This window comes from Mesorhizobium sp. P3_A9 (genome assembly GCF_056402975.1).
Genome location: NZ_JBFUGJ010000077.1, coordinates 1 through 20688, shown reverse-complemented (window position 1 = coordinate 20688; position 20688 = coordinate 1). Strand labels below are relative to the sequence as shown.

The 20688-nt window shown below is 62.4% G+C and carries 26 protein-coding genes and 1 pseudogene; 15 read left to right on the top strand and 12 right to left on the bottom strand.

What is annotated here, in order from left to right; translation table 11 throughout:
- From AC1DX0_RS13620 to AC1DX0_RS13610, 3 genes and pseudogenes are all read right to left on the bottom strand, one after another.
- Window positions 1–219: pseudogene (locus tag AC1DX0_RS13620) on the bottom strand (phosphodiester glycosidase family protein); the annotation flags it as partial.
- Window positions 220–338: 119 nt separating this feature from the next.
- A complete protein-coding gene (locus tag AC1DX0_RS13615; RefSeq protein WP_477221324.1) occupies window positions 339–962 on the bottom strand; it encodes a transglutaminase-like cysteine peptidase in 624 nt (207 codons plus the stop codon).
- 133 nt (window positions 963–1095) lie between these two features.
- On the bottom strand, window positions 1096–1968 hold the full coding sequence (locus AC1DX0_RS13610) for an undecaprenyl-diphosphate phosphatase (RefSeq protein ID WP_477221323.1): 873 nt from the start codon (window positions 1966–1968) through the stop codon (window positions 1096–1098).
- Window positions 1969–2134: 166 nt separating this feature from the next.
- Here AC1DX0_RS13610 and AC1DX0_RS13605 point away from each other — a divergent pair, with 166 nt between their 5' ends.
- Complete coding sequence (locus tag AC1DX0_RS13605; protein ID WP_477221322.1) at window positions 2135–3040, top strand: hypothetical protein; 906 nt, start codon at window positions 2135–2137, stop codon at window positions 3038–3040.
- A 6-nt stretch (window positions 3041–3046) separates the two neighbouring features.
- Here the strand turns inward: AC1DX0_RS13605 and AC1DX0_RS13600 are convergent, their stop codons facing one another.
- Both AC1DX0_RS13600 and AC1DX0_RS13595 read right to left on the bottom strand, forming a co-directional pair.
- Window positions 3047–3259, bottom strand: a complete 213-nt coding sequence (locus AC1DX0_RS13600) for a hypothetical protein (protein WP_477221321.1) — start codon at window positions 3257–3259, stop codon at window positions 3047–3049.
- A 161-nt stretch (window positions 3260–3420) separates the two neighbouring features.
- Window positions 3421–3819, bottom strand: a complete 399-nt coding sequence (locus tag AC1DX0_RS13595) for a GFA family protein (protein WP_477221320.1) — start codon at window positions 3817–3819, stop codon at window positions 3421–3423.
- Between the two features lie 117 nt (window positions 3820–3936).
- Between AC1DX0_RS13595 and AC1DX0_RS13590 the strand changes: the two genes are divergently transcribed.
- Window positions 3937–4965 carry an isopenicillin N synthase family dioxygenase gene (locus tag AC1DX0_RS13590; protein ID WP_477221319.1) on the top strand — a complete coding sequence of 343 codons (1029 nt, stop codon included), beginning with the start codon at window positions 3937–3939 and terminating at the stop codon, window positions 4963–4965.
- Between the two features lie 33 nt (window positions 4966–4998).
- Here AC1DX0_RS13590 and AC1DX0_RS13585 read toward each other — a convergent pair whose 3' ends face one another.
- Both AC1DX0_RS13585 and AC1DX0_RS13580 read right to left on the bottom strand, forming a co-directional pair.
- Window positions 4999–5484 (bottom strand): SRPBCC family protein, encoded by a 486-nt coding sequence (locus tag AC1DX0_RS13585; RefSeq protein ID WP_477221318.1) that lies wholly within the window; start codon window positions 5482–5484, stop codon window positions 4999–5001.
- 123 nt (window positions 5485–5607) lie between these two features.
- Window positions 5608–5856, bottom strand: a complete 249-nt coding sequence (locus AC1DX0_RS13580; RefSeq protein ID WP_172234816.1) for a ParB N-terminal domain-containing protein — start codon at window positions 5854–5856, stop codon at window positions 5608–5610.
- Between the two features lie 161 nt (window positions 5857–6017).
- Here AC1DX0_RS13580 and AC1DX0_RS13575 point away from each other — a divergent pair, with 161 nt between their 5' ends.
- Window positions 6018–6434 carry an acyl-CoA thioesterase gene (locus tag AC1DX0_RS13575; protein WP_477221317.1) on the top strand — a complete coding sequence of 139 codons (417 nt, stop codon included), beginning with the start codon at window positions 6018–6020 and terminating at the stop codon, window positions 6432–6434.
- 15 nt (window positions 6435–6449) lie between these two features.
- On the opposite strand, the gene AC1DX0_RS13570 is transcribed toward AC1DX0_RS13575, so the two are convergent.
- A complete protein-coding gene (locus tag AC1DX0_RS13570) occupies window positions 6450–7409 on the bottom strand; it encodes a LysR family transcriptional regulator (RefSeq protein WP_477221316.1) in 960 nt (319 codons plus the stop codon).
- Window positions 7410–7552: 143 nt separating this feature from the next.
- Between AC1DX0_RS13570 and AC1DX0_RS13565 the strand changes: the two genes are divergently transcribed.
- The 10 genes from AC1DX0_RS13565 to AC1DX0_RS13520 all read left to right on the top strand — a co-directional run bounded on the left by AC1DX0_RS13565 (window position 7553) and on the right by AC1DX0_RS13520 (window position 16527).
- Window positions 7553–8335, top strand: a complete 783-nt coding sequence (locus tag AC1DX0_RS13565) for an ABC transporter substrate-binding protein (RefSeq protein ID WP_477221315.1) — start codon at window positions 7553–7555, stop codon at window positions 8333–8335.
- A 65-nt stretch (window positions 8336–8400) separates the two neighbouring features.
- On the top strand, window positions 8401–9048 hold the full coding sequence (locus tag AC1DX0_RS13560) for an amino acid ABC transporter permease (RefSeq protein ID WP_477221314.1): 648 nt from the start codon (window positions 8401–8403) through the stop codon (window positions 9046–9048).
- A 12-nt stretch (window positions 9049–9060) separates the two neighbouring features.
- Window positions 9061–9720 (top strand): amino acid ABC transporter permease, encoded by a 660-nt coding sequence (locus tag AC1DX0_RS13555; RefSeq protein WP_477221313.1) that lies wholly within the window; start codon window positions 9061–9063, stop codon window positions 9718–9720.
- Window positions 9717–10481, top strand: coding sequence for an amino acid ABC transporter ATP-binding protein (locus tag AC1DX0_RS13550; protein WP_477221312.1), 765 nt, complete (start codon window positions 9717–9719; stop codon window positions 10479–10481). Before AC1DX0_RS13555 ends, AC1DX0_RS13550 begins: the two co-directional genes overlap by 4 nt.
- Before the next feature lie 8 nt (window positions 10482–10489).
- Entirely contained in the window at window positions 10490–12133 is a 1644-nt protein-coding gene (locus tag AC1DX0_RS13545; RefSeq protein ID WP_477221311.1) for a N,N-dimethylformamidase beta subunit family domain-containing protein, read from the top strand.
- Window position 12134: 1 nt separating this feature from the next.
- Window positions 12135–13520: an aminotransferase family protein gene (locus AC1DX0_RS13540; protein ID WP_477221310.1), complete on the top strand. Its 1386-nt coding sequence runs from the start codon at window positions 12135–12137 to the stop codon at window positions 13518–13520.
- A 4-nt stretch (window positions 13521–13524) separates the two neighbouring features.
- Window positions 13525–14454, top strand: a complete 930-nt coding sequence (gene kce / locus AC1DX0_RS13535) for a 3,5-dioxohexanoate:acetyl-CoA acetone transferase (protein WP_284275744.1) — start codon at window positions 13525–13527, stop codon at window positions 14452–14454.
- Window positions 14455–14473: 19 nt separating this feature from the next.
- Complete coding sequence (locus AC1DX0_RS13530) at window positions 14474–14977, top strand: 2-thiouracil desulfurase family protein (RefSeq protein ID WP_477221309.1); 504 nt, start codon at window positions 14474–14476, stop codon at window positions 14975–14977.
- 3 nt (window positions 14978–14980) lie between these two features.
- Entirely contained in the window at window positions 14981–15502 is a 522-nt protein-coding gene (locus AC1DX0_RS13525) for an N-acetyltransferase family protein (protein WP_477221308.1), read from the top strand.
- A complete protein-coding gene (locus tag AC1DX0_RS13520; protein WP_477221307.1) occupies window positions 15499–16527 on the top strand; it encodes a histone deacetylase family protein in 1029 nt (342 codons plus the stop codon). Before AC1DX0_RS13525 ends, AC1DX0_RS13520 begins: the two co-directional genes overlap by 4 nt.
- 15 nt (window positions 16528–16542) lie before the next feature.
- On the opposite strand, the gene AC1DX0_RS13515 is transcribed toward AC1DX0_RS13520, so the two are convergent.
- From AC1DX0_RS13515 to AC1DX0_RS13505, 3 genes are all read right to left on the bottom strand, one after another.
- A complete protein-coding gene (locus AC1DX0_RS13515; protein WP_477221306.1) occupies window positions 16543–17811 on the bottom strand; it encodes a cysteine desulfurase-like protein in 1269 nt (422 codons plus the stop codon).
- 46 nt (window positions 17812–17857) lie between these two features.
- The gene (locus tag AC1DX0_RS13510) at window positions 17858–18925 is read right to left on the bottom strand and encodes an aldo/keto reductase (RefSeq protein WP_477221305.1); all 1068 of its coding nucleotides are present in this window, start codon (window positions 18923–18925) and stop codon (window positions 17858–17860) included.
- Between the two features lie 121 nt (window positions 18926–19046).
- Complete coding sequence (locus AC1DX0_RS13505) at window positions 19047–19466, bottom strand: hypothetical protein (RefSeq protein ID WP_477221469.1); 420 nt, start codon at window positions 19464–19466, stop codon at window positions 19047–19049.
- Here AC1DX0_RS13505 and AC1DX0_RS13500 point away from each other — a divergent pair.
- Together AC1DX0_RS13500 and AC1DX0_RS13495 are read left to right on the top strand one after the other, a co-directional pair.
- On the top strand, window positions 19395–19562 hold the full coding sequence (locus AC1DX0_RS13500; protein ID WP_477221304.1) for a hypothetical protein: 168 nt from the start codon (window positions 19395–19397) through the stop codon (window positions 19560–19562). The genes AC1DX0_RS13505 and AC1DX0_RS13500 overlap by 72 nt on opposite strands.
- Window positions 19563–19894: 332 nt before the next feature.
- Entirely contained in the window at window positions 19895–20059 is a 165-nt protein-coding gene (locus AC1DX0_RS13495) for a hypothetical protein (protein ID WP_477221303.1), read from the top strand.
- A gap of 114 nt (window positions 20060–20173) precedes the next feature.
- On the opposite strand, the gene AC1DX0_RS13490 is transcribed toward AC1DX0_RS13495, so the two are convergent.
- Window positions 20174–20680, bottom strand: coding sequence for a DUF1993 domain-containing protein (locus AC1DX0_RS13490; RefSeq protein WP_475451066.1), 507 nt, complete (start codon window positions 20678–20680; stop codon window positions 20174–20176).
- Window positions 20681–20688: the final 8 nt, after the last annotated feature.

The following is a 20688-nucleotide window of genomic DNA, read 5'->3' as shown; positions in this document are numbered from 1 at the left end:
CTTGCCGGCCGGATCCTTCCAGAACAGCTCGATCGAATAGAGTTTCGGATCGACCTCGCAGACCAGATAGCTGCTCGCCTCGAAGGCAAAGTCACGGCACGGCGGCAGCGACACAAACCATTGGCCGAATGCCATCGTGGTGGCGACCGCCTGCGGCAGCGCGGCCTTGACCAAGCCCATCAGCAGGGGCGCCGCGTTGAGAAGCGTCAGAAAATCCATGCATCTATCCGATTACCAGTTCCAACGAGCGGCCGTGGATAGCACCGTCGACCGGCACTATGAAGACCGGTTCGGGGGCATGGATCAGGATATGCAGCCGGCGCCGCCGGGCGACGAGACTATTTGACTGAGCTGACCAGCTGTTCGTCGCCACCAAGGATGGAAACCCAGTGCCCGGTGTTGTCGCTCGCCTGCCGTTTCAGATAGCGATAGCTGGTCTGGTTCCAGAGGCGGACCTTGTCGGTCAGATTGTCGAGTATGAAGTCGCCCTTGTCGGTACGTACCGTCAGCACGGCGTGACCTTCGCCATCCGGCTTACGAACCACCGTCATCAAAAGATTGGCTACGGCGATGCCCAGGCTGTTGAGCTCACGCCGCTTTTCCAGGGCGTAGTCCTCGCAGTCGCCGAACCCGTTGTCGGGATAGGCCCACCACTCGTCCTTGCCGTAATTGTCCATGTCGCTCATCGGCTTGACGCGCGTGTTGACCGAGAGATTTACCGCCGAGATATCGTGCAGCAGCTTGCTGGTCATATGTTCCGGTTCGCTGTTGGGCGAGCGGATCGAGCATTCGGCGACATGGATCTTGCAAAAATCATAGTGGCCGATCGGCTGGGAGGTCGAGCCGCCGACAACCATGGAAACGGGTGCGGCGTAAGCGGAACCCGCCGCACAGAAAGCGGACAGCGCAAACGCCAGCCCCAGCCTCTTCGCCTTGCGGCGCCAACCCATCGAGGATGCCATTCGGCCCCACCAATCTGTTTTGTTAACAGAATGTTAAGGGCTGTTATCTTCCGAAGTCAATGAATGCGGCCGATCACATCTCCGGGGGATCGACTCATGCATCCAAGTGGTGCCGGCGCGCAACACTGGCCTGTCAAGCCAGCCATCCCATCGCCACGCTCAGCAACAGGATGACACCAAGCAGGCCGCGATAGATCACGAAAGGCCAGGCCGAGAAACGTTCCAGCACGCGCATCAGGCCCCAGATGGCGAAGAAGGCGGAGATCGAGGCAACGACCAGCCCGACGGCCAGAACCGACCAGCCATGAGCGTCGAGATGAACCTTGTGCAGTTCCCACAGTTCCTTGAGACCGGCTAGTGCGATCGCCGGCAGCCCGAGCAGGAACGAGAAGCGCGCCGCCTCTGCGCGTTTGAAGCCGAGCCCAAGTGCGGCCGTCAAGGTCGAGCCCGAGCGCGAGACGCCGGGGATCAGCGCGCCGATCTGGGCGATGCCGACAAGCAGCGCATCGGCCAGCGACGCTTCCGCGATGGTGCGCTTGTGGCGGGCGAAAATCTCGGCCAGCGCCAACAGGATCGCCATGGCGATGCAGGACCAGCCGATCACGCTCAGGCTGCGCAGCGGCGAATTGCAGGCGTTGAGCACGCCCGATAGCGCGACGCCGGCAATGACGATCGGGATCGTCGCCAGAACGATCCAGGAAGCCAGCTGGAAATGCCGGTCGGTGAAATCGCGCCGCGTGAGGGCGTCGAGCGAACCGAACAGGAGATCCCTGACATCGCCCCAGAAATAGCTGATGACGGCGGCAAGCGCGGCAAGCTGCATCGCGGCGGAGAAGGCAGATCCCGGATCCTGCCAGCCGAGTACCGCCGGCACGATGCGCATATGGGCGGTCGAGGAAATCGGCAGCAATTCGGTGATGCCTTGCACCAGGCCGAGAAAGGCGACCTTGGCATATCCCAGGCCAACAAAGCCGGTGTCTATGCCTTGAGTGCAGATGTCAGCCATATCGAGCCTTTCTGTCGAACAACCATGAGCGGCGATCCCCGCCGAGCAATAGTCTGGCGGTCCCCGGAATCCTATTTACGGATTTGTAATGCGCCGCTTGACAAGCCGCGCATTCATATTATCCTTCGCTAATCTTACACTGTAAGATAAATGACGGAGGAGAGCCATGCTGACCGCCCTGTCAGAGTTGCAGCCCCAAACCGAACCGCACCCGCCTGGCATCGCGATCGAGGGTGTCTCGCGCGACCTCAGCCGTATTATCGAGCGCGCCGAGCTGAACGCCTGGCTCGACCTCTATGCCGCCGCGCCGGCCGATTTCGCCGCAAGGCAAGGGCTTTCGATCGCGAGGGAAGGCGACCTCGCCTGGACCACCTGCACGACGATCCCGTTCGTCCATTTCAACTGCGTGAAGAATTTCGGCGTCGACAGCCCGGCCTCGGAAGGCCAGCTCGACGCGCTGTTGGCGCATTACCGCGCCGCCGGCATTTCGCGGCCCTGGTTCTATGTCAATCCACACACCGAACCATCACACCTCAGATGCTGGCTCGAGGCGCGCGGCCTGCAGCGCCAAGGCGGCTGGGAGCGGATCTATCGCGAGGCGGAACCGTTGCCATCCGCGCCGCTCTTTCCGAGTGACGGAATTTCCGTCGAACGCGTGACGACGGCAACGGCAAGCGAGTGGGCCGGCTTCATCGACAGAAGCTACCGGCTGCCCACTTCGCCCTGGCTGCTGGCTGTGGTCGGCCGGCCGGGCTGGCATCACTACATGGCCAGGCAGGATGGCGCAGTGGCGGCGGTGCGCTCGCTGTTCATCGGCGCCGACGGCGCGGCCTGGAGCGGCATCGAAGCGCCGGTGCCCGGCATCATGGCGCCGAGCTTCGATCTGGATGCCATGCTTGGAGAAGCGCTGGTGCGCGACGGTATTGCGGCCGGCGCGAAACTGTTCGTCGCCGACATCGAGGCGCCACATGAGGAGCGCGACGGACCGGCCTATCGCAACTATGCACGCCTGGGCTTCAGAATCGCCTATTTCCGCAGCCATTACAGCTATCTGCCGGCCAGCTCAAACTGACCGCGCCTAGTTGCGCAGCCATTGCTGGAAACAGCTTTTGACCACCATATGGGCCGGCGGAACAACCGGCTGATCGGCGGGTGCGTCATCGATCACCCGGCTACGAACCCGTTCGAGCAGCATGCGCACCTGTTCCGGGCGCACACGGTCGCGCTCCATGACAAGCAGGACCATCGGATCGCTCAAAAGCTCGTCCAGGGTGCTGATGCTGTCGTTCATCCGTCGTCTCCTCGAATGCCGGCCCGCGCTGCATAGATAGGAAGACAAAGATGGCCCGCCAATGACGTTTTGCCGGCTATCGCGTGATGATTTGGATTAAATTTTGGTCATGGTCGCGCGCTTCCGTTTCCGCCTGAGTCCCTGGGGAGAAGGAAGACACTTCAGCCTGGCGGCGGAGCGCCTGCATGTTGCGGCAGGCCATCATCGAGCACCACCCAGGGCTGTTTCGAGGCGGTGAAAATATGCATCTGCGGCTTGAAGCCCGAGGGATCGTCAAGCGAGCCGGTGGTGATGCCGATGATGCCGGCGGAATCGCGGCGCGAGAACATCGTCGTGCCGCAGCTCGGGCAAAAACCGCGCTTGAGATCGGGCGAGGTGTTCACGGTCGCCAGCGGCCCCTCGATGGTCACATCATCGATGCGAAACAGCACGCGCGCATTGAAGGCGGCGCCGATCGCCTTCTGGCAGAGCCGGCAATGGCAGACGCGTTCGTTGATGGGCGCTGCGTCGGTGCGATAGCGAACCGCTCCGCACAGGCACCCGCCCTGATGTTTGGTCATTACCGTGATCCCTGATGAGGAGAATGTGTGGCCAAGGTAATGGTGGGACCGATTGGGTCAATTGAAAAGCTTTGATACAACGCCATCGATTACCGTGATGGACGCAGGACTTAAGCCATGACCCAAGGCATCGAGACCATCGGCATTGCGGATCTGTTCGGACCGCCCTCGCCCACCCGCGACCGCACCGATGCCAGGATCATGGCTGCTGCCTCGGGGATCGGTTTCATGGCGGTCCGCGATTTTCCAGGCGACGCCTGGCTGACACCGGACGGCAGAGCGCAATTGCTGCGCATCTTCGCCCTACCCGACGCCGAGAAGCAGAAATTGCTGCGCTGGAATTTCGACCGCAGCAAAAAGAACGTCTATCGCGGCTGGTTCCCGCTGCAGCCGACAGCCGTCTCCTACAAGGAAGGCATCGACATGGGGCCGGATCTCACTGACACGGCGCGCGTCTCGGCCTCAGACGATCCGCTGTGCGAGCCGACGCCCTTGCCGGCCGAAGGTACCCTGCCCGGCTGGCGCGCGGCAGCAGCCGATTACTACCGTGCGATGGAGACGGTCGGCAACGCGCTGATGCGGTCGATCGCGCGTGGGCTTGGCCTGCCTGAAACGATCTTCGACCCCTATTTCGAGCATGGCATCTCGACGCTGCGCCTGATCCGCTACCCCTTGCGCGACGCCAATGCGGGCATCGACATCAGCGGGCCGGAATTCTCGGTGGTCCACAAGGGGGAGATGCGCACCATCATCGGCCGCGAACATGCCGATTCCGGTTTTGTCACCTTGCTGGCGCAGGACGGCGTCGAAGGCTTGCAGGCAAAAAACCTCGCCGGCGAATGGATCGACGTGCAGCCGGCCAACGGCACGCTGGCGGTCAATTTCGGCCAGTTGCTGGAGCGCTGGACCGGCGGACGTGTGCGGGCGACGCGGCACCGCGTGATTGCGCCGAAGACGGCGCGGTTTTCGATCCCGTTTTTCTACGAACCGCGTGTCGACGCTGAGATCGCGCCGCTGCCACTGAGCAGCGCCGAGCCCTTCGAGCCGTTTTTCTATGGCGACTATCTCTGGGAGTCGGCGACGAATTTCGTCGAGATGAGCGGCATCAAGCATTTGCGCCTGCCACGCCGCGCCAGGGCTTGCTAAGCCGGGCGCGGTCGTCGTCAGGGCGGTCCGAATTCAAAGCGTCTTGGCGAGGTCTTCGAGCTGGTCGGTGCACTGGCCCCAACCGACGTGAAAACCCATTGCCTCATGCTGTTCGCGGTCGGCGACGCTCCAGTGGCGGACGCGCGCTATGTAGCGGGTCTTGCCCTCGCCTTCGTCCTCGAAGGTCAGCACGCCGGTCATGAACGGCTTCTCCGATGGCTCCCATGCCTGTGTGTAGGCATCGGTGAAGACGATCTTCTTGCCGGGAATGACTTCCAGGAAAACGCCGGGGTTGGGAAACTCATTGCCGTCGGGACCGGCCATGACGACAAGGCTCGAGCCGCCGGTGCGCACATCCATTTCGGCGCGCGGCGTCGTCCACGGCTTTGGCGCGAACCACTGGGTCACCAGTTTCGGGTCGGTCCAGCAGCGATAGACGTTCTCGCGCGGCGCATCGATGATGCGGGCGACAACCAGTTCGCGGTCATTGGCGGGGGCGATATCGAGCTTGGTGGTCACGGTGGTCTCCTCGGGTTTGATCTGGCTTCCGTCCCAAGGACGAGCCCACAGAACACAACCCGACATGGCCAGCGAAAAAACTCTGGAGATTACGTGCTGGGAGAACGGCGAACCGAACTCGCGTCAGTGGCGCTTGGCTTGCACCAGATAGGCGTCGATCTCGGTCTCGCCGAGCCATTTTGCCGCCTCGAGCCGATGCAGGCCTTCCACCAGGATATGGCGCTTGCCGTCGTGGCGAACCTGGATTGGCGTCTTCATGCCATTCTCCAGTATGTCCTCGGCGAGGCTCCGCACAGTCTCGGGGTGCAATGTCTTCTTGCGCGCCGTCGGAACGTAGATATCGTCGAGCTTGACCTTCTGGACCCTGAGCATGCCTATCCCCATGGCGGAAACGCCGCCTTCCCTGAGATAGTAGGTTTGCTGAAGGCGGCCAAGGGCGCGGCTAACGAATACCAGGCAGGCGTAGCCGGTTTGCCTGTCCTCGCGCATTTCGATATGGCGTCTCGCGATCTTCAACGAAGGCGGAACTTCCCATGAGCAAATCTCTCGTCACCTTTGTCGGTGTCGCGCATCCCTGGATGTGCGATGTGATGGGACACATGAATGTGCGCCATTACGCGGCGATGTTCGACGATGCCAGTTTCCAGCTTCTTGGCCATATCGCCGGACAGGATGGCAACCAGGCTGCGGCAACCGGATGGGCCGATGTGCGCACCGAGATTGACTATCGCCATGAAACGAGGGCCGGCTCGCTGATCACCATCCGCTCGCATGTGGTGAAGATCGGCCGCACCTCCGTCACCTTCGAACAGGTGATGTCGGGATCGCTCGACAGCATCGTCCATGCATCGAGCCGGACCACCAGCGTGCGCTTCGACCTTGTCGCGCGTGCCTCCGTGGCGCTGGATGAGCCAATGCGCTACCGTGCGGCAGCCTACCTCGTCGACTAGGTCGGCTTCCGGCGTTCAACCGTTGTAGATGCGCTCCTCAAACGGCGTCTCGGCGATCAGTGCCTGCAGCCCCGCCAGCAGCGCCTTCTCGGCCCGATTCATCGCCTTGTCGGGGTTGGTAAGCAGGAAGATGTCGATAGCCGGCGGCGCGTCGTAGGGCGGCAGCCGCCACAGCATGCCATCGGCCACGTCGCGTTGCGCCACATGCAGCGGCAGCGGCCCGATACCGAGCCCGGCGACGATCATGCGCCGCACCTCTTCCAGGCTGGAGGACACGCCGACGACATCTGCGTTCAGCCGGGCTTCGCTACGCAACAGGGCAACCGGCCGTAACGCATCCGAAATATGGTCGGTCTGGAAGGAGACCGAGGGCTCGCCCCGCAGATCGGCAAGCGTCAGTCCGGCTTTTCCGTAGAGCCTGTGCTGCGGGCCGCAGAAGAAGCCGAAGAACTCGCGATAGACCATCGCATAATCCAGCGCCGGGTCGCGCTGGCTGACGAGGCAGATGCCGAAGGAGGCACGGCGTTCCCGCACCTGCTTGGCGACTTCGGTGCTTGCCGAAACCGAAATAGTGATGCTGGCGCGCGGGTAATTGCGATGAAACTCCGCCAGCGCGCGGTCGAACAGTGGCGAGACGACATGGCTTGCGGTGGCGATCATGACGTGGCCCGTAACGTCGTCGCTGATCCCCCGCATCAAGAGCGGCAGCTGCGATATCGAGCCGAACACCTCGACGCTCTGCTCATAGATAAGCCGCCCGACTTCGGTGAGCTCGAAGCGTGTTGCGTCACGCTCCACGAGCCGCCGGCCAACCCGGTCCTCCAGGCGCCGCAAGGCGTTGCTGACGCTGGGCTGCTTGAGGTTAAGGCGCTCGGCGGCACGGGTGATGCTCTTCACTTCGGCGATGACGACAAACGTCCGCAGAAGGTTCCAATCGAGGTCCCAGACCAGACGCTCGGGGCGCGGCAAAGCCATTCCTGAAATCTATGCTCCCTATTTCCATTATCTATTTGCGCAATGCTGGCGCAAAGGCAATCCTTGATGTCAGGAGAGCGCCCCAACGCCTCCCCCAACGCCTCACAAGAACAAGCCTTCACGCTCCATCCAGAGGAATTCAGATGAACAAAGTATTTTCGGGCATTGCGGTTGCGGCGCTGCTGCTTGCATCGACCTTCACGAGCGTTTCAGCCAGGGCCGACGATCTCGAAAAGATCAAGGCGGCGGGTGAACTGAAAATTTCCATGAGCGGGCAGTATCCGCCCTTCAACTTCGTCAACGACCAGAACGAGGTCGTCGGCTTCGACGCCGATATCGGCAAGGCCATTGCCGAGCGCATCGGCGTCAAGGGCACCATCATCACAACGGCCTGGGACGGCATCATCGCCGGCCTGCTCGCCAACAAATACGATACCGTGGTCGGCTCGATGACGATCACGCCGGAGCGCGAGAAGATGGTCGATTTCGTCGGCCCCTATTACCACGCCGGCCGCGCGGTTTTCGTGAACCAGGATTCCAAGGTGCAAAGCCTGGCCGACCTCAAGGGCAAGACCCTTGGCGTGACGCTCGGCGAGACGCACGAGAAATGGGCGCGTGAACAGGGCGGCTGGGACATCCGCACTTACAAGGGCCTGCCGGAATTGCTGTTGGAGCTGAAAGCCGGCCGTGTCGACGCCATCGTCGTCGACAACATTCCGGTCATGGTCGCCGTCAAGGAAACCGGCGAGAAGGTCCGCAAGCTCGACACGCCTGATATTGAAGGCGGCAGCGTCGCCATCGGCATCGCCATCCGCAAGGACAATCCGGAGCTCAAGGCCGCCATGCAGAAGGCACTGGACGGCATGATGGCCGACGGCACCTACGAGAAGATCTCCAAGCAGTGGGTCGGCAGCGACATCCGCTAATTTCCCCGGGGCTCAGGCGACGCAAATTCGCCTGAGGCCACGCGCCATTTCTGCTGGGCTGATCAATGGATTTCTCCTTGATGCTGCGCGTCTTCCCCTTCTTCGTGGAGGCCGCGCTGGTGACGCTGGAACTGACAGCGCTGGCCCTGCTTTTGGGGCTGGTTGCGGCAGCATTGGCCGCGGCCGGCAGGATGTCGAGGTCCGCGATCCTGCGCGCACTCGGCACGGTCTATGTCAGCCTGTTTCGCGGCACGCCCTGCCTGATCCAGCTCTTCGTGCTCTATTTCGGCGGCCCACAGATCGGCATCAATCTGGATCCGTTCGCGGCTGGCGTAATCGGCCTTGGCCTCAACATCGGCGCCTATATGGCGGAATCGATCCGTGGCGCGCTGGTGGCGGTCGACCGGGGCCAGGCGGAGGCTGCCCGCACGATCGGTTTCAGCCGTTTTCAGACTGTGCGCAAGGTCGTGCTGCCGCAGGCGGCCAGGCTGATGATTAGGCCGCTCGGCGTCAACACGGTCGCGCTCTTGAAGGGTTCGGCACTGGTATCCACCATTTCGGTGGTGGAGCTGACCTACACCGCCCAGCGCTTTATCGGCTCCACCTACAAACCGTTCGAGATCTTCGGCGTCGCGGCCTTACTCTACATGATCATGGTCTACGCCGTTGCCCGGGTCGTCGACCTGCTCGACAAGCGTTTCGCCATCGTCTGACGGGAGAGCACGATGCAAGGTCTCGATTTCACCGTCGTCCTACCCTACTGGAACCTGCTGTTGACGGGCGCCTGGTGGACCGCTGTGCTAACCGTCTCGGCAGGGGCATTGAGCTTTGTCTTCGGCATCCTGTTTGCCGTCATCGTGCTCTATGCGCCGGCGATCCTCGCCTATCCCGTGCGTGCCTTCATGTGGCTGTTCATGGGCACGCCGCTGCTGCTGCAGCTCTTTCTGATCTATTTCGGCCTGGTGCAGATCGGCATCGACATCCCGGCGCTGGCCGCCGGCATCGTCGGGCTTGGCCTGCATTTTGCCGTCTATAATGCCGACGTCATCCGTGCCGGCATCGTCGCGGTCGATGTCGGCCAGACGGAGGGCGCGCGCAGCATCGGCTTCGGCAAATGGCAGACGCTGCGCTACGTCGCGATACCGCAAGCCGTCCGCAACACGGCACCGCCGATCGGCAGTAATCTGATAGCGCTCTTGAAGGAGTCCTCGATCGTCTCCGTCATCGGCATCGCGGAACTGGTCCACTCGGCCCAGTTGGCGATCAGCGAAACGTTCCGCCCGTTCGAGTTCTACATCACCGCCGCCGCGCTCTATTACATCTTGAACCTCGTGCTCGAAGCGGCCTTGCATCGGTTTGAACGACATGTGGAGGTTTCCCGATGAGCACGCAGCGGCCAATGGTCGAGGTCCGTGGCGCGCGCAAATCCTTCGGCGCCGTCGAGGTGCTGAAAGGCATAGATTTGTCGGTCGAGCGTGGGCAGATCGTCGCGATCATCGGGCCGAGCGGCTCCGGCAAGAGCACGCTGCTGCGCTCGATCAACCATCTTGAGACGTTGAATGGCGGCGAAGTCTGGCTGGACGGTCTTCAGGTCAACCAGAAGCTGTACGGCCAGGCCTTCGAGCGACATATCAACAAGGTGCGCCAGCAGATGGGCATGGTGTTCCAGCACTTCAACCTGTTTCCGCACCTGACCGTGATCGAGAACATCACCATGGGGCCGGTGATCCTGAAGGGCATCGCGAAAGCCGACGCCCGGACCTTGGCGCATGGCCTCTTGTCCAAGGTCGGGCTTGCCGACAAGATCGACGCCTATCCCTCCAGGCTTTCGGGTGGCCAGAAGCAGCGCGTGGCGATTGCGCGTGCGCTGGCGATGCAGCCCAAGGTGATGCTGTTCGACGAGGCCACCTCGGCGCTTGATCCGGAACTGGTCGACGAGGTCAACGCGGTGATGAAACAGCTTGCCGCCGAACACATGACCATGCTCATCGTAACGCATGAGATGCGCTTTGCCGGCGAGGTAGCCGACCGGGTGCTGTTCATGGACGGCGGGGTGGTCGTCGAGGAGGGACCGCCGGCCGACATTTTTCGCGCGCCGCAGAAGGAGCGCACCCGCAGCTTCCTCAAGAAATATCTTTCCGCCTGAGCACGATGATGACCAGATTACCCACCGAGTTTCCCGATTTCGGACTGACGCCAGAGCAGCGCCGCCACGCGGTGCGCGGCCACTATTACGAATGGCCAGGCATGGATGGCGAGCGCGGCGAGATCTGGTGCTACAGCGACCGCTTTTCCTACCGCGCCGGTGAGACGGTGACGCTGTATGTCAGTTCGACGGCTCCGTCCTTCAGCATGGCGATCATCCGCGACGGTGGCAGCGAGACAAAGGTGTTCGAGAAATCGGGCATCGCGGCGCGTTGGCAGGACACTTCAGACCAATGTTCCGCAGAGGGTTGCGGCTGGGAAGCCGCCTTCGAATTCCGTGTCGAGAACGACTGGCCGTCCGGCGCCTATCGGATAACGCTGACTGCCGCTGGCCATGGCGGCAAACCGATCCACAGCCAGCATCTTTTCATCGTCAGCCCGCAGCCCGGCAAGAAGCCTGGCCGTGTGCTGCAGGTGGCGGCGACGGGCACCTGGCTTGCCTACAACACCTGGGGCGGCTCCAACCACTATCAGGGCATTACCGGGCCGGACCGCAACCAGTATTCGCCGATCGTGTCGACGCAGCGGCCCTGGTGCCGTGGCTTCGTCATGCTGCCAAAAGACGCGCCGCGCGTGCCGCTGGAAGTCGCGGTGCCACCGAAGACGGTGCCGCGCTATCCCCATATGGAATGGGCGCTGGCCACCGGCCATTCGAAGAAATATGCCTCGTCGGGCTGGGCAAGCTACGACAGCCACTTCTTCCGCTTCGCCGAGCGGGCCGGCTACGAAGTCGATCTCGCCAGCCAGCACGATTTGCATTTCTCGCCCGACATTCTCGACGGCTATGACTGCGCCGTCTTTGTCGGCCATGACGAGTACTGGACCTGGGAAATGCGTGACGCGGTCGACACTTATGTCGAGCGCGGCGGCCATGCGGCTCGCTTTGCCGGCAATTTCATGTGGCAGACGCGGCTGGAGGACGATGGTCGGCGGCAGGTCTGCTACAAATATCGCGCGCGCAAGGAGGATCCCGCCTATCGCCAAGGCGGCGACGTCACCCGCGCCACCAACTCCTGGGAGGCTCCGGAAATCGGCCGGCCGGGTTCAGCGACCTTCGGGCTCAACGCGACGCGCGGCGTCTATGCCGGCTGGGGCGGCTGTGCGCCACGCGGCGTGCGCGGTTTTCCGGTCTACCGGCCGGAACACTGGGCCTTTGCCGGCACCGGCATCTATTATGGCGACCTGCTCGGCGCAGACAGCCATGTCTATGGCTATGAGGTCGACGGGCTCGACTTCGAGATACGCGGCGGCCTGCCCTACCCCACATCAGACAGCGGCGCGCCGGATGGCTTGCAGGTTCTCGCCGTCGGCATGGCATCCCAGGTCGAGGAAAGCGCCGATATCCCGATCGAGGACCAGTTCCTCACCGACGAGGATGGCCGCTTCACCGCCGAAACCCTCTTTGGCGAGGCGACCGACGCCAACCTCGAAAAAGTCAAACGCGGCAACGGCATGATCGTCAATTTCCCGCGCGGCAAGGGCGAGGTGTTCCACACCGGAAGCTGCGAATGGGTGGCCGGCCTGCTAAGACAAGACCCGATGGTCGAACGCGTCACCCAGAATGTCCTTGATCGCTACCTTGGAAAGTCCTGACATGTCGAAGACCCAGACCGCCGCTCAAGACATCGAGACCCGGCGAGAATCGCATCTGTTCTACCTCTCAAGCTTGCGCCGGCCACTGATCGACCGCGCCGAAGGCATCTACATGTGGACGCAGGACGGCCGCCGCTTCATCGATGGCTCGAGCGGCCCGATGGTCGCCAATATCGGCCATTCCAACCGCAACGTGCTTGATGCCATGAAGCGCCAGATGGACCGCGCCACCTTCGCCTACCGCCTGCATTTCGAGAACGAGCCGGCCGAAGAACTCGCGCGCGAACTGGCCGGAAAACTGCCCGAAGGCATGGACCGCATCTTCTTCGTCTCCGGCGGTTCGGAAGCGACGGAATCCTGCATCAAGCTGGCGCGGCAATGGGCTGTCGCCACCGGCCAGGCCAGCCGCTGGAAGGTGATCACCCGCTTCCCCTCCTATCATGGCGGCACGCTGGGTTCGCTGTCGATCACCGGCGACGACGCGCTGTCCGAAACCTTTGAGCCGATGATGCGGGTGATGCCGACGGTGCCAGCCCCGACCGCGTGGCGCGACCGCGACAATCTTTCGCTGGAACAGCGCGGCGTCCGCTATGCCGATATGCTGGAGGAGAAGATCCTGGCCGAGGGTGCGGAAAGCGTCGTCGCCTTCATCATGGAGCCGATCGGCGGTGCTGCCACCGCCGCCCTGGTGGCGCCGGACAGCTATTATGCGCGTGTCCGCGAGATCTGCGACCGCTATGGTATCCTGCTCATCCATGACGAAGTGATGAGCGGCGCCGGCCGCACCGGCAAATTCCTCGGCGGCGACCACTGGAATTGCAAGCCTGACATCGTCGCCCTGTCGAAAGGGCTGGGCTCGGGCTACGCCCCTCTCGGCGCGCTGGCGGCCCCAATGCGGCTGGTGCAGCCGTTGCTCGCTTCCGGCGGTTTCCAGCATGGCCACACCTATGCCGGCAACCCGCTGGCCTGCGCCGCTGGCCTTGCCGTGCTCGGCGAGATGGACCGGCTCGACCTGATCGCCAATGCCGCCGCCATGGGAGACGTGCTGATGGACCGGCTGAAGGGGTTGGCGAAGCGCTTTCCGTTCATCGCCGACGTGCGCGGCAAGGGCCTGCTCACCGGCGCCGAGATGGTTGCCGATCCGGAGACGCTGCGGCCGATCGAGCAGAACAAGAAAGCCACGCAGCGGCTGCTCGATCTCGCCTATGAGCGCGGGCTGATCATCTATGGCCGCCGGGTCAAGGGTGGTGTCGACGGCGACAATTTCATGGTCGCACCGCCGATGATCGTCACCGGCGAACAGGTCGGCGAGATCATTTCCATCATCGGCGACTCGCTGGAGGTTCTGGCCGCCGAACTCGACCTGCCGGTCGAAGGCCGGGGGTAAAGGAATGGCGCCGCGAAAAGTCATCATCACCTGCGCCGTCACCGGCTCGGTGCACACGCCATCGATGTCGCCCTACCTGCCGGTGACGCCGGACCAGATCGCGGCGGACGCAATCGCCGCAGCGGAAGCCGGCGCTTCGATCCTGCATCTGCACGCCCGCGATCCCAAGGACGGCAGGCCCACCGCCGATCCGGACGTGTTCATGCAGTTCCTGCCGCGTATCAAGCAGGCGACCGATGCGGTGATCAACATCACCACCGGCGGCTCCTCGCTGATGACGCTCGACCAGCGGCTGGCGGCGCCATTACGCGCCGAGCCCGAAATGTGCTCGCTCAACATGGGCTCGATGAATTTCGCGCTGTTCCCGATGCTCGACAAACCACGGGAATGGCAACACGAGTGGGAGCCGAAGCTGCTCGAAGCCACGCGCGACACCATCTTCAAGAACACCTTCGCCGACATGGAGGGCGTGCTGGAAAGGCTGGGCAAGGGCTGCGGCACGCGCTTCGAATTCGAATGCTACGATGTCGGCCATCTCTATTCGCTGGCGCATTTCCGCGACCGCGGCCTGGTATCTGGCCCGCTGTTCATCCAGTTCGTGCTCGGCATTCTGGGCGGCATCGGCGCCGATCCGGACAATCTCATCCATATGAAGCGCATCGCCGACAAATTGTTCGGTGACAGTTATCAGTTCTCGGTGCTGGCCGCCGGCCGCCAGCAGATGCCGCTGATCTCGATCGCCGCGGCAATGGGCGGCAATGTCCGTGTCGGGCTGGAAGACAGTCTCTACGATGGCCGCCAGCTGGCGAAATCCAATGCCGACCAGGTGCGCCGCATCCGTGGCATTCTCGACGGGTTGTCGCTGGAGGTTGCCACGCCGGCGGAGGCGCGCGAGATGCTGGCGCTGAAAGGTGGCGATCGGGTAGCGTTCTAGAGGCAAGGGAGGAGCTGATATGGAAAGGGTTCTCGTCTCCGCCTGCCTGCTCGGCAGTCACGTCCGTTATAACGGCTCCTACCGGCTCAACAACCATCCGGTACTGATGCGCTGGCAGGCGGAAGGACGGGTCGTGCAAATCTGCCCCGAGGTTGCCGCAGGCTTCTCCACGCCGCGTCCTGCCGCAGAAATTCGCGGCACAGCCGACGCTGTGCTTCACGGCCAGGGTCGAGTGGTCGAACAGACGGGAAGCGATGTGACCGCACTTTATCTCGAAGCCGGGCAGCTTGCGCTCGAACTCGCGCGCGAAACGGGGTGCCGCTACGCGGTTCTTACCGACGGCAGCCCCTCCTGCGGCAGCAGCTTCGTCTATGACGGCAGTTTTGTAGGCAAACGAGTGACCGGTCGCGGCACGACCACCGCGCTGCTGGAAGCGAACGGCATTCGCGTCTTTTCGGAAGACAATATCGGCGACCTTGACGATCTCCTGAACAAGCCCGGTTCAGCCGAGACCGCGGCCTGATCCATGGCAGACAAGATCCAGACAGCCACCAGCGATACCGTCATCCGCCACGGCACAATCGACGACGTCGACACCATCCACGCCGCGCTTCTCAAACTTGGCACCCATATCGGCGCGCATCAGGAGATTACGTCCACACCTGATGACCTCCGCCGCTATGGCTTTGGTGGAAAGCCTGCCTTCTCGACCTTGATCGCAGAGATAGATAGCGAATTCGCCGGTCTGTGCCTGCATTTTCCGATCTTTTCGACCTGGATGGGGCGGCCCGGGGTCTATGTGCAGGACCTTTATGTCGACGACCGGTTCCGTGGCCGCAAGATCGGCGAGCGGCTGCTGCGGCGCGCCGCGGCAGAGTGCCGGAAGGACGGCGGCGTCTATCTCAGGCTGTCCGTCGACACCGACAATGAAGGCGCCAAGGCCTTCTATGAAAGGCTGGGCATTGCCTGGTCGAGTTACGAGCAGACGCAGAAGATCATCGGCGAGGCTTTCTTCGCCTTCGCCGACGCGCCGGAGGAGCAGGAATGAAAGCCTTTTATGCGCAGGAGCAGAAGCTCCACGACCCCAAGGCCTTTCTTTCCAGTGGTGCACCGCAGCCCAATCCGGAAAAACCCGAGCGCGTCGAGAGATTGTTAGCCGGCGCAAAATCTGCCGGCTGCACGATCGAGCGGCCACGCAATCACGGCCTCGGTCCGGTCGCGGCGGTGCATACGCCCGAATATCTGGACTTCCTCGAACATATTTTCGAACGCTGGCAGCGCATCGAAGGCGCCTCGGCGGAAGTGATCCCCAACATCCATCCGATCGCGCGCAGCGGTTCCTATCCGGCCTCAGCGGTCGGTCAGGCCGGCTACCATATGGCCGACACGGCTTGCCCGATCTCGGGCGAGACCTGGCAAAGCGCGCTGTGGAGCGCCTGGAGCGCGGTCGATGCGGCTGAAGCCGTGATGGCAGGCGCGCCGGCCGCCTATGCGCTGTGCCGCCCGCCCGGCCACCATGCCTTTGCCGATGTCGCCGGCGGTTTTTGCTTCATCAACAATTCGGCTGTTGCGGCACAGGTGCTGCGCAAGCAGGCGGCGCGGGTGGCGATCCTCGATGTCGACCTGCACCACGGCAATGGCACGCAAGGCATTTTTTATGCGCGGCCCGATGTGCTCACCGTCTCGCTGCATGCCGATCCGGTGCGCTTTTACCCATTTTTCTGGGGCCATGCCGACGAGCGCGGCGAAGGCCCGGGGCTCGGCTACAATTTCAATCTGCCGCTGCCGCGCAAATCCGCCGATGCGGCGTTTCTGGAAGCACTCGAGGTGGCATTCCAGCGTATCCGGTCTTTCTCGCCCGACGCGCTGGTCGTGGCGCTCGGCCTCGACGCCTTCGAGGGCGACCCGTTCGGCGGGCTTTCGGTGACGACGCCAGGTTTTTCCCGTATCGGCGAAGCCATCGCCAGGCTCCAGTTGCCCACGGTCATCGTCCAGGAAGGCGGCTATCTCTGCGACGAACTGGGCGACAATCTCACCGCCTTCCTCACCGGTTTCGGCGGCAAGGCGCTGTAGCGATTCAAGCAGGCGTCAGGAGCGCTGCTGCCTGAGCATGGCAATGACCCGGTGTACGCTCTCCAGCGTCTCGTCGATCTCGGCCGCCGTGTTGTAGTGCGCGATACCGATACGCACGACGCCTTGTTCGGCCGGAATGCCGAGCTGGTGGACGATCTCCCAGGCGTAGTTGTGGCCGGACCACAGGAAGATGTTTTCGGCGTTCATCTGCCGCACGATCGTTTCCGGCACGATGCCGTCGACGGTGAACGAGACGGTCGGCACGCGATCACCGAGCCGCTTCGGATCGGTGATGCCGCGGATGGTCAGGCCTGAAATATCGGACAGGCCGTCGATCAGCCTTTGCGCCAGCGGGTTTTCATAGCCGACGGCGACTTCGAACGCCTTGGCGATCTTCTGCCTTCTTGAACCACCCTCGCCAGCTGCCGCTCCCAATTCGGCAAAGTACTCGACCGCCGCCGTGAGGCCGGCCATCAGCTCGATCTGCGGCGTGCCAAGCTCAAAGCGCTCCGGCAGGCCGTCAGACGAGCACCGGCATTTGTAAGGCTGTAGCGTCTCGATGAAATCTAGCCGTCCCCACAAAATGCCCATATGCGGGCCGAAGAATTTGTAGGCCGAGCAGATCAGGAAATCGCAGCCGACCTCCTGCACGTCGATCAGGCCATGCGGCGCGAACTGGACGGCGTCGACATAGACCAGAGCGCCGGCCTGTTTTGCGATGGCAGTCAGGGACTTAACCCGGTTGATCGAACCGGTGAGATTGCTGGCATAATTCAATGCGATCAGCCGTGTCTTTTCAGAGAGCAGCCCGGCCAACGCCTCCTCCTCGACCTGCCAGCTCTTTTCGTCGAATGGCAGCCAGCGCACGACGAGGCCAAGGTCCTCGGCCAGTTGCAGCCAGGGCGAGACATTGCCCTCGTGATCCATGCGGGTGAGGATGATCTCGTCGCCGCACTTCAGCGTGCGGCCGAGCGTGCGCGAGATATGATAGGTCAGCGTCGTCATATTGGCGCCGATGATGATTTCCTGCGGGCTCGCCGCACCGAGGAAATCGGCCATCGCTTGATGCGCCTCGTCGACGACGGACTGAGCAGCGATCGTCGTCTCGAAATAGCCGCCGAGATTGGCGTTGGTGGTGAGCAGGCAGCGCGACACCGCATCGGCGACAGCCTGCGGCACCTGCGTGCCGGCAGGGTTGTCGAGATAGATGCGACGGCGCCCCTTGTCGGTCAGGGAAAGGGCGGGAAAGTTTCCACGCACGGCCTCGATCGGAAAGTCCACCATCGTCTCCACCCCTCTGTTATCCCTGATAATTCTATCGCCGAACAGTTCAAGGGCAGGGATTGCCGACCCGCTGGTGGATCGCGTCCACCGCCTTCTGCATCTCTTCAGTCCACACGACATCCACCGAAGACAGTGCCATTTCGAGCTGCGGAATGGTCGTCGCGCCGACGATGTTCGACGTGACGAAGGGCCGGCTCGAGACATAGGCATTGGCAAACAGTGCCGGCTCCATACCAAAGGAGCGTGCCAGTTCATTGTATTCGAGCAGCGCTTCAGCGGCATTGGGGGTCTCGTAGCGCTGGCCGCGATTGAACAGTTGCGAGCGCGAGCCCTGCGGACGGGCGCCATGGTCGTATTTGCCTGAGAGATAACCTTGCGCCAGCGGCGAATAGGGCAGCAACGAGACTTCTTCGCGCTCGCAGACCTCGGCGAGGTTCACCTCGAAGGTGCGGTTGACGAGACTGTAGGCGTTCTGGATCGACGCAACGCGCGGGCCGATCCCTTTGTCGGCCTCGGCAAGGTATCGCATGACGCCCCAGGAACTCTCGTTCGAAAGGCCGAAATGGCGGATCTTTCCTGCCTTTACCAATTCATCGAACACGCCAAGCGTTTCGGCGATCGGCGTTTCGTTGGCCGGCGCACCGTCGGCATCGGCACGCCGCGCCACCGCCCCGACACGCGTCGGGTTTGCACCCCAGGGAATGTCCCGTTCCGGCCAGTGGATCTGGTAGAGGTCGAGATAGTCGGTGCCGAGCTTGGCCAACGATTTTTCGACGGCGTCAAAGATATCGGCGCGCACCAGTTGCGATGGCCTGTCGCCGCGAAACCAGTCGCTGGCGGTGCGGCCGACGACCTTGGAGGCAAGGATCACCTTGTCGCGGTTGCCGTTGGCTTTCATCCAGCTGCCGATGATCTTTTCCGTCCGCCCCTGTGTCTCCGCCTTGGGCGGGATCGGGTAGAGTTCGGCGGTGTCGATGAAATTGACGCCGCGCGAAAAAGCCAGGTCCATCTGCGCGTGGCCTTCGGCCTCAGTGTTCTGCTGGCCCCAGGTCATGGAACCCAGGCAGATCTGGGTGACAAGAAGATCGGTCCGACCGAGACGGCGTTTGTGCATGGAATTCTGCTCCGGAGGGAAAGCGTGCGCGGCTACGCGGGGAGGAAGCCGCATCTATAGGGAAAGCGGAGGCGCTCTCCAAGCCTCCGCAGACCGACTTTTGCGTGAGCCAGCGGTTTAGCTAGCGGCGCGCGCCGGCCAGGGCGCGGCGCTTGGCCTCGTCGATCAGCATGTTGGCGACCTGCATGCGGATAACGGCACGCTGGCGCAGATGCGGGGCGACGCGATCGGGATGATTGGTGAAAGCAAAGCTGCGGCGCATGCGGCCGAAATCGGCGGCACTCTTGGGCTGGTTCAGTCCCAGTTCAGCCGCAATCGATTCCGGATCGATCGGCGGCAGTTTTTCCTCGGGCTTCGGGTCCTCGGCAGCCAGCGCCAGCTTGGCGTGTTCGAGCAAGGCAGCGAATTCGCTCGCCAGATCAGCACCGGCCTCGCGATATTCGGCGGCCGACACCTTGATGCGACCGGAATGGAGTTCATCGGCGACCGAGAGATAATCGAACGGAATGGACGGACGCGCGCCGGCCTCGTCGCCCTCGATACCGTCGCCCTTGTCGGAGGCGACGAAGAGGTCGTCGAGCAGCGAAGCGAAATCACGCTTGGCGCTGGTAGCGATGTCAGCCTCCCCCTTGCCTGACCGTCAGGTTTCCAGACCATAGAACCGGCTCGTTAAAAATACATACCACCGATCTTAACGAATTTAGTTTTCGAAGGATCGCGACCGGCGCCTCAAACAAAAAGCCGGACTGCACTTTCATGCAGCCCGGAAATTCGCCAGGAGTGGCGAGGAAAAGCTGGCCATGTGCCAGCGTCGAAGCCTACGGTTCGTGCGGCGCAGAAGTTTCACCGGGCCACAAAAAAAATTTATGAAAATCATCCGGACATGGCAGGCATGCAAATGCTGCACTGCACAATTGTCACGATTCACCTATATTAGCACCCGTGGAGGACCAACCAGGAGCCTAAATCATGGGTTTCTTCACTGAAATGTTCGCCCGGCCGCGCCCGCAGGAACATCTGAGATACCGCGCAGCACTCGCGCTGCTTCACTCGATGAGCAATGCCGAGCGCGCCGATATCGGCATCAAGCCCGCCGATTTTGCGCGCATCGCCCGCGAAATGTCCATTCGCTAGACTCTTTGTTTTGACGCAGCTCTGGACGGAAAACCGCTCACACTTTTCCTTGAGCTGCTCTAAGCAGTTGCGAGATGTCCCGGACCGATCCGGGACATCTCAAAGTCTGATTTCTCAACGCGATCCCAGGAAGGTCGCCTTGCCCAGCGGCACGCCATTGTGGCGAAGGATGTCGTAAGCGGTGGTGAGGTGGAAATAGAAATTGGGCATGGCCACATGCAGCAGATACTGCATGCCGCCCAACGTCGTTTCGCGGCCACCAAGCTTCAACTCGATCACCTTGTCGTCGGAACCGTCGATATCGGCTGGCGAAAAAGTCGCCAGAAGCGCGAGCGTCTTGGCTATCCGCGCCTCGAGATCGGCAAAGCTTGCCTCATTATCCTCGTATTTCGGCACCTCTCGGCCGGCGAGCCGCGACGGCGCGCCCTTGGCATGGTCGGTCGCGATCTGCACCTGCCTGGCCAAAGCGAACATGTCGGGTGCAAGCCGCGCCGTCAAAAACACCTGCGGGTCGATCTTGCGGTCAAGCGCATTCTGTTCGGCGGCCGCCAGCACACTGGAAAGTGCTTTCAGCCTGGCTGAAAACACGGGCACGGATGCCTCATACATCGATATGGTCACGTCAAATC

What these genes read in the sequence shown, in the direction of transcription:
- AC1DX0_RS13540 (WP_477221310.1), top strand. Translation starts at nt 12,135, where the DNA reads ATGTCGAAGACCCAGACCGCCGCTCAAGACATCGAGACCCGGCGAGAA.
- AC1DX0_RS13580 (WP_172234816.1), bottom strand. Translation starts at nt 5,856, where the DNA reads ATGCTCAGGGTCCAGAAGGTCAAGCTCGACGATATCTACGTTCCGACG.
- AC1DX0_RS13550 (WP_477221312.1), top strand. Translation starts at nt 9,717, where the DNA reads ATGAGCACGCAGCGGCCAATGGTCGAGGTCCGTGGCGCGCGCAAATCC.
- AC1DX0_RS13575 (WP_477221317.1), top strand. Translation starts at nt 6,018, where the DNA reads ATGAGCAAATCTCTCGTCACCTTTGTCGGTGTCGCGCATCCCTGGATG.
- AC1DX0_RS13515 (WP_477221306.1), bottom strand. Translation starts at nt 17,811, where the DNA reads ATGGTGGACTTTCCGATCGAGGCCGTGCGTGGAAACTTTCCCGCCCTT.
- AC1DX0_RS13600 (WP_477221321.1), bottom strand. Translation starts at nt 3,259, where the DNA reads ATGAACGACAGCATCAGCACCCTGGACGAGCTTTTGAGCGATCCGATG.
- AC1DX0_RS13565 (WP_477221315.1), top strand. Translation starts at nt 7,553, where the DNA reads ATGAACAAAGTATTTTCGGGCATTGCGGTTGCGGCGCTGCTGCTTGCA.
- AC1DX0_RS13500 (WP_477221304.1), top strand. Translation starts at nt 19,395, where the DNA reads ATGGAGTTCATCGGCGACCGAGAGATAATCGAACGGAATGGACGGACG.
- AC1DX0_RS13555 (WP_477221313.1), top strand. Translation starts at nt 9,061, where the DNA reads ATGCAAGGTCTCGATTTCACCGTCGTCCTACCCTACTGGAACCTGCTG.
- AC1DX0_RS13495 (WP_477221303.1), top strand. Translation starts at nt 19,895, where the DNA reads ATGGGTTTCTTCACTGAAATGTTCGCCCGGCCGCGCCCGCAGGAACAT.
- AC1DX0_RS13525 (WP_477221308.1), top strand. Translation starts at nt 14,981, where the DNA reads ATGGCAGACAAGATCCAGACAGCCACCAGCGATACCGTCATCCGCCAC.
- AC1DX0_RS13590 (WP_477221319.1), top strand. Translation starts at nt 3,937, where the DNA reads ATGACCCAAGGCATCGAGACCATCGGCATTGCGGATCTGTTCGGACCG.
- AC1DX0_RS13570 (WP_477221316.1), bottom strand. Translation starts at nt 7,409, where the DNA reads ATGGCTTTGCCGCGCCCCGAGCGTCTGGTCTGGGACCTCGATTGGAAC.
- AC1DX0_RS13610 (WP_477221323.1), bottom strand. Translation starts at nt 1,968, where the DNA reads ATGGCTGACATCTGCACTCAAGGCATAGACACCGGCTTTGTTGGCCTG.
- AC1DX0_RS13545 (WP_477221311.1), top strand. Translation starts at nt 10,490, where the DNA reads ATGACCAGATTACCCACCGAGTTTCCCGATTTCGGACTGACGCCAGAG.
- AC1DX0_RS13595 (WP_477221320.1), bottom strand. Translation starts at nt 3,819, where the DNA reads ATGACCAAACATCAGGGCGGGTGCCTGTGCGGAGCGGTTCGCTATCGC.
- AC1DX0_RS13520 (WP_477221307.1), top strand. Translation starts at nt 15,499, where the DNA reads ATGAAAGCCTTTTATGCGCAGGAGCAGAAGCTCCACGACCCCAAGGCC.
- AC1DX0_RS13510 (WP_477221305.1), bottom strand. Translation starts at nt 18,925, where the DNA reads ATGCACAAACGCCGTCTCGGTCGGACCGATCTTCTTGTCACCCAGATC.
- AC1DX0_RS13560 (WP_477221314.1), top strand. Translation starts at nt 8,401, where the DNA reads ATGGATTTCTCCTTGATGCTGCGCGTCTTCCCCTTCTTCGTGGAGGCC.
- AC1DX0_RS13530 (WP_477221309.1), top strand. Translation starts at nt 14,474, where the DNA reads ATGGAAAGGGTTCTCGTCTCCGCCTGCCTGCTCGGCAGTCACGTCCGT.
- AC1DX0_RS13605 (WP_477221322.1), top strand. Translation starts at nt 2,135, where the DNA reads ATGCTGACCGCCCTGTCAGAGTTGCAGCCCCAAACCGAACCGCACCCG.
- kce (WP_284275744.1), top strand. Translation starts at nt 13,525, where the DNA reads ATGGCGCCGCGAAAAGTCATCATCACCTGCGCCGTCACCGGCTCGGTG.
- AC1DX0_RS13615 (WP_477221324.1), bottom strand. Translation starts at nt 962, where the DNA reads ATGGCATCCTCGATGGGTTGGCGCCGCAAGGCGAAGAGGCTGGGGCTG.